This is a genomic window from Pontiella sp. (assembly GCF_041622395.1).
Classification (GTDB): domain Bacteria; phylum Verrucomicrobiota; class Kiritimatiellia; order Kiritimatiellales; family Pontiellaceae; genus Pontiella.
Window position 1 is genome coordinate 1 of the sequence record NZ_JBFJYW010000307.1, and the last position, 4,432, is coordinate 4,432.

Consider the following 4,432-nt stretch of genomic DNA (forward strand, 5'->3'; position numbering starts at 1 on the left):
AGTGCAGCGTATCACCTAGAACTTCGTATTTCCACCACAGAGGGCACTGAGACACAGAGGCTCATAATATACATATCCCCTCCGTGTCTCTGTGACCTCTAGCGAAGCGGGTGGTTGAAACTCATCCGAATGTTTAAGCTTTCCCGTGTACTAGGTCGCAGCTGCCCGAAGCAACGCAAGGTTCTAATTGCGCAAGCGGTTCACCTTTTGATCGGCAGGATCCTTAATATGCCGCACGTAATCCTGCGTATACAGCGTCGCGACGGAGGGGTATTGCTCCGGCAACCGGTTGTAGGCCGCCCATGCGGCATCGTAGGCCTTGATCCATTGCTGGATTCCGGCTTGATCTTTTTTGGCTTCGGCATCCGCCAAATAAATCACGCTGCGGTAGATTTCGTACAGGTGCAGCCCGTACTTCGCCGACCCGATGGCATGCTCCCGTGTTTGCTCGTCGGCCCACTGGATGGATTGGGCCAGTTCCACGATTTCCTGCCACTGAACCATCGCCTCATCTTTATGCCGCAGATCACGTTTATGGATATCTGCATTTTCATGGATGTTCGGCCAGCCAATCCCCTGATCCCGCGTCCAATTCACCTTCATTCCGCCGCGCGCAGAATAGCGCCCTTTCAGCACACTATCGGCGGACAAGAGGCAGAGTCGGCGAAACTTAGGAAGGTCCTCCCCCTTCAGGTTCAACCGTTCGGTCGCATAGCGGTTAAAGATCGATTCCTCGCTTTTCGAGGGATCCAACGCCCACTGAGCAGTCACCCAGGCATTCAGGTCGCACCACATTTCGTTTTTGATGTACGGCCCTTCCCAACCGCCGCCGCGCGACCAGGTCCAAACGCCGGCAAAAAGCTCCGGGGTCTTTTCGTAGAACGAGCGAAGGCTGTTGATCTTGCCCGAGGGCATCGTTGCATGTTCTTCGAAGCCTTCGATGACGCCATTGGCCACATAGTTGGGATAGGCGCCCTTGCCTTCGTATTCGCGGGCACACTGCACTTCGATAATCTGGCGATGCCGCCCCATTCCAATGCAACGGCTATACGGATTGGTCCGGAAAAAATCGCCCTCGCAATGCTTGATGCTGATGATCAGATTCGGGTGCGGCTCCACCGCATCGCTGACGGCCTGATAGCGCGGCTCATTATTGTCGAAGGCGCGCCACGTGCGGAAGATCAGCGTTTTGTCCCGTTTCACGCAGATCTCGTCGCGCAGGATGTTCATCAGCGGAATGATGGTTTTCTCGGGGCTGGTTTTATTTTGAATGTGGCCTTGGTGATAGGGAGCGTCCTGCAGATAGGTTTCGCCGATGCGCACGACCAACCCGTCGAAATCGGGAAACTGGTCGAACATTTCGTTGATCTGGGCGCGCAGCAGTTTTTCAACTTGCGGGTTCTGCGGATTGCCGAACGTTTTTTCGATGCCGTATTTCGCGATCAACCGCTTCGGGAACAGGATCAGATCGGACATCGCATAGGTTTTAATATCCTGCGCTTTGCACGCCGCATGCATCTGCTTGATTTGCGCGGCTTTGGCATCGACCCATTCGCGCTCTTCGGACCCTTTGGGCAGGATATCCGGATCGACCGATTCCCAATTGATGGCCAGTGCGGGGGACTCGAAAAGGAAATAGACTTTGCCGTTATAGCCCATCTCCTTAATGACGGCCGGATCGACATAGGCGCTGTCGTATGGCTTGTCGCCGGGGTTGTGATGCACCATGTCCAGGATCAGGCGATCCTTGCCCAACGCCGACGCGCCCGCCAGCAGACAAACCCCCAACACCCACCATTTGCTTTTCTTAAAATCCATCATCGTTCTCTCCGTTATTTATTTTCCAATTTTTCTGCGAGTTGCTTTTTCAGCAGGGCGACGAGGTCCGGATGATCGGAGGCGATATTCACCGTCTCTTTTTCCGGGGTCGCGTGGTCGTAGAGTTCAACCTCGCCCCGTTGATGCACAATGAGTCGGTACCGATCCGTTCGAATCGTGTTCGCCCTGCTTTGATAGGCAATCGCCGGATGCCCCGGGGCATCCGGGTTTTTCAGGATGGGCAGCAGCGAAACGCCCTGCGCAAAATCCGGCGTCGCCACGCCGGCCAGGTCGCACAGCGTCGGGAAAATATCCAGCGATTCGACCACGGCATCACTTTGCTGCCCCGCGGTTTCCACCCCCGGCGCAACCACGATCAGCGGCGAGCGCAACGCCTCTTCAAACAGGCTGTGCTTGCCCCAAATGCCGTGCTCGCCGAGTTGCCAGCCGTGGTCGCCCCACAGGACAATGATGGTGTTTCGATCGGCGCCGGTCGCTTTCAGCTTTGCCAGGATATCGCCCACATGCTTGTCGGCATAGCTGACGCAGGCCGCATAATGCCGGCGCACCTCCAGCGCAAACGCCGGATCGTTGCGCGGATCTTTGCCCCAGCGGTTGTATTTCATAAACTCGGCAGACGCATGCCAGGTCGTTTTGCCCGTGGGCTTGGCGGCGAACGGAATCGGCGGAAACTCAATGCCGTCGTAGAGGTCCAGATATTTTTTCGGCGCGCCGAACGGGAGGTGCGGTTTAATCAAGCCGATCGCCAGGAAAAACGGCTTGTCGCCCGCCGCCAGTTCTTCGAGCTGCCGGAGCCCTTCTTCCGCGATCAGCCCGTCGGGGTAGATGGTGTCCGGCCCGACGGCCGACTCAAACACATCGTACGAGCCCCCCTTTCGGGGCCGGGTTTTTCCGTGAGCCAAACCGTGCATGGCACCGAGCGGGGTCTCCCACTCCCCGACCGGCATCAGGTGCCGATCCCAGGCATTCGGCACTTCGAGAATCGCATCGTTGTCCCAATTGGGGCCCCCGCGGCCGCCCGGGTTGTGCGACACTTTGCCGACGGAAACCGTCGTGAACCCGTGCGTGCGGAACCACTCGGGCATGCTCGGCGGAACGGAATCAGGATTCCCGGCGAGCTGCTTGGCCCGGAGAAACAGCGCTTCATTGCCCGGCGCACCGGTACGCCCCGTCAACATCGTGCAGCGCGACGGCCCGCAGCTGGGCGCATTGACATAATGACGCTGAAACGCGCGGCCTTGTGCCGCCAGCCGGTCGATGTTCGGCGAATGAATATGCGTTGCCCCAAAGCAATTGAGCTCCGGCCGAAGATCGTCGATGCAGAGCAGCAGCACATTCGGTTGGTCAGGACGGTCGGCATGGGCCGCCCCGGCAACCATCAACCCCAGCACGACAAGAGACGTGATTGTTTTCATATGCTCTATTTCCTTTCTCTGCGTTCGATCGCAGCATTGATTTCTACGCCTCCACGACCGCCGAGAGCGATCCTTGGGTTTCGCCTTGCTCCCGAATTCGCATCGGTAAAGATCCTGACGAAACTAGCAGACTCCGCATTAAAATCAGCGCTAAATCAGCGCCAAATCAGTGTTTGCTTCATCGTTTTCGCCCCCATCCGCGCTCCGCCCAGATTCATGCGTCTGCCAGGGTACCTTCCGATCGGGAAGCCAAGCCGCTTTGCCGCCGTCCGGGGATTTACCGATATCCATGGAAAAACAAATGAACCACAGATCGCCATTGCGAGCGAATCGCGATCGTATCCCCACCGATCAACAGGCAGTGCCTAATCGCGGTCAAGGAGTACAGAACCAAGCTTTTCACGGAGCTCCCTCCTCATTGCTGCATACTCCGGATTGTCGATCAGGTTATTAAATTCATCCGGATCCTTCTCCAAGTCGTAGAGCATTGCATGCTGGGCCGGCCCCGCTCTGTCTTTTCGCCATTCCGTATACCGAAACCGCTCGGTGCGTATGGTGTAGCCGTTGGGGGTTCCCATGCTAAACTCGCAGGCTTTGGTCGGAATGGACGCATCATCGAGTTGCCGCTTTAAGCTGATGCCAGAAAGCGCGTGTTTGGGCTGGATGCCCGCCAACTCGCACAGCGTGGGATACACGTCGATCAGTCCAACAAGCCCGGTTACCTGCTTCCCCTTCTCCTTCGCGCGGGGATCGACGATGATCAGCGGGACCCGTTGGGATTCCTCAAGCATGGAGGATTTGTGCCAGTGGCCGTGTTCGCCCAACATGAAGCCTTGATCGCCGGTGAACACGATGATGGTGTTGTCGGCCAGCCCCTGATTCTCCAGCGCGGCGATCAGCTGCCCGGCGAGCGCATCCACAAAATGGATCGCCGCGTAGTAGGCGTGCGCATAGTTGCGCCCATGCTCCTCGGGAATAAAGTTGTAGCCCGGATCGTGAAGATGCCAATTCACCTGCGGAATGTCGTCGCGGTCGTGTTCGGGAACAGCAGGAATGTCAATCGTTGCGGGATCGATGGCATCCCAATGCTTTTTCGGAACGATCATCGGCGGATGGGGCCTGTAGATGCCATAGGCGAGGAAGAACGGTTGGCCCGTCTTGTGCGGATGGTGCTTGCC

General features: G+C 57.4%; 3 protein-coding genes. All 3 read right to left on the minus strand.

What is annotated here, in order from left to right; all coding sequences use genetic code 11:
- Window positions 1-183 precede the first annotated feature (183 nt).
- Complete coding sequence (locus ABYO54_RS14465) at window positions 184-1,821, minus strand: hypothetical protein (RefSeq protein WP_372808953.1); 1,638 nt, start codon at window positions 1,819-1,821, stop codon at window positions 184-186.
- Between the two features lie 11 nt (window positions 1,822-1,832).
- Window positions 1,833-3,254 (minus strand): sulfatase, encoded by a 1,422-nt coding sequence (locus tag ABYO54_RS14470; protein WP_372808954.1) that lies wholly within the window; start codon window positions 3,252-3,254, stop codon window positions 1,833-1,835.
- A 365-nt stretch (window positions 3,255-3,619) separates the two neighbouring features.
- Window positions 3,620-4,432, minus strand: an 813-nt coding sequence (locus ABYO54_RS14475; protein WP_372808955.1) for a sulfatase-like hydrolase/transferase, incomplete at its 5' end; no start/stop codon positions are given.

What these genes read in the sequence shown, in the direction of transcription:
- ABYO54_RS14465 (WP_372808953.1), bottom strand. Translation starts at nt 1,821, where the DNA reads ATGATGGATTTTAAGAAAAGCAAATGGTGGGTGTTGGGGGTTTGTCTG.
- ABYO54_RS14470 (WP_372808954.1), bottom strand. Translation starts at nt 3,254, where the DNA reads ATGAAAACAATCACGTCTCTTGTCGTGCTGGGGTTGATGGTTGCCGGG.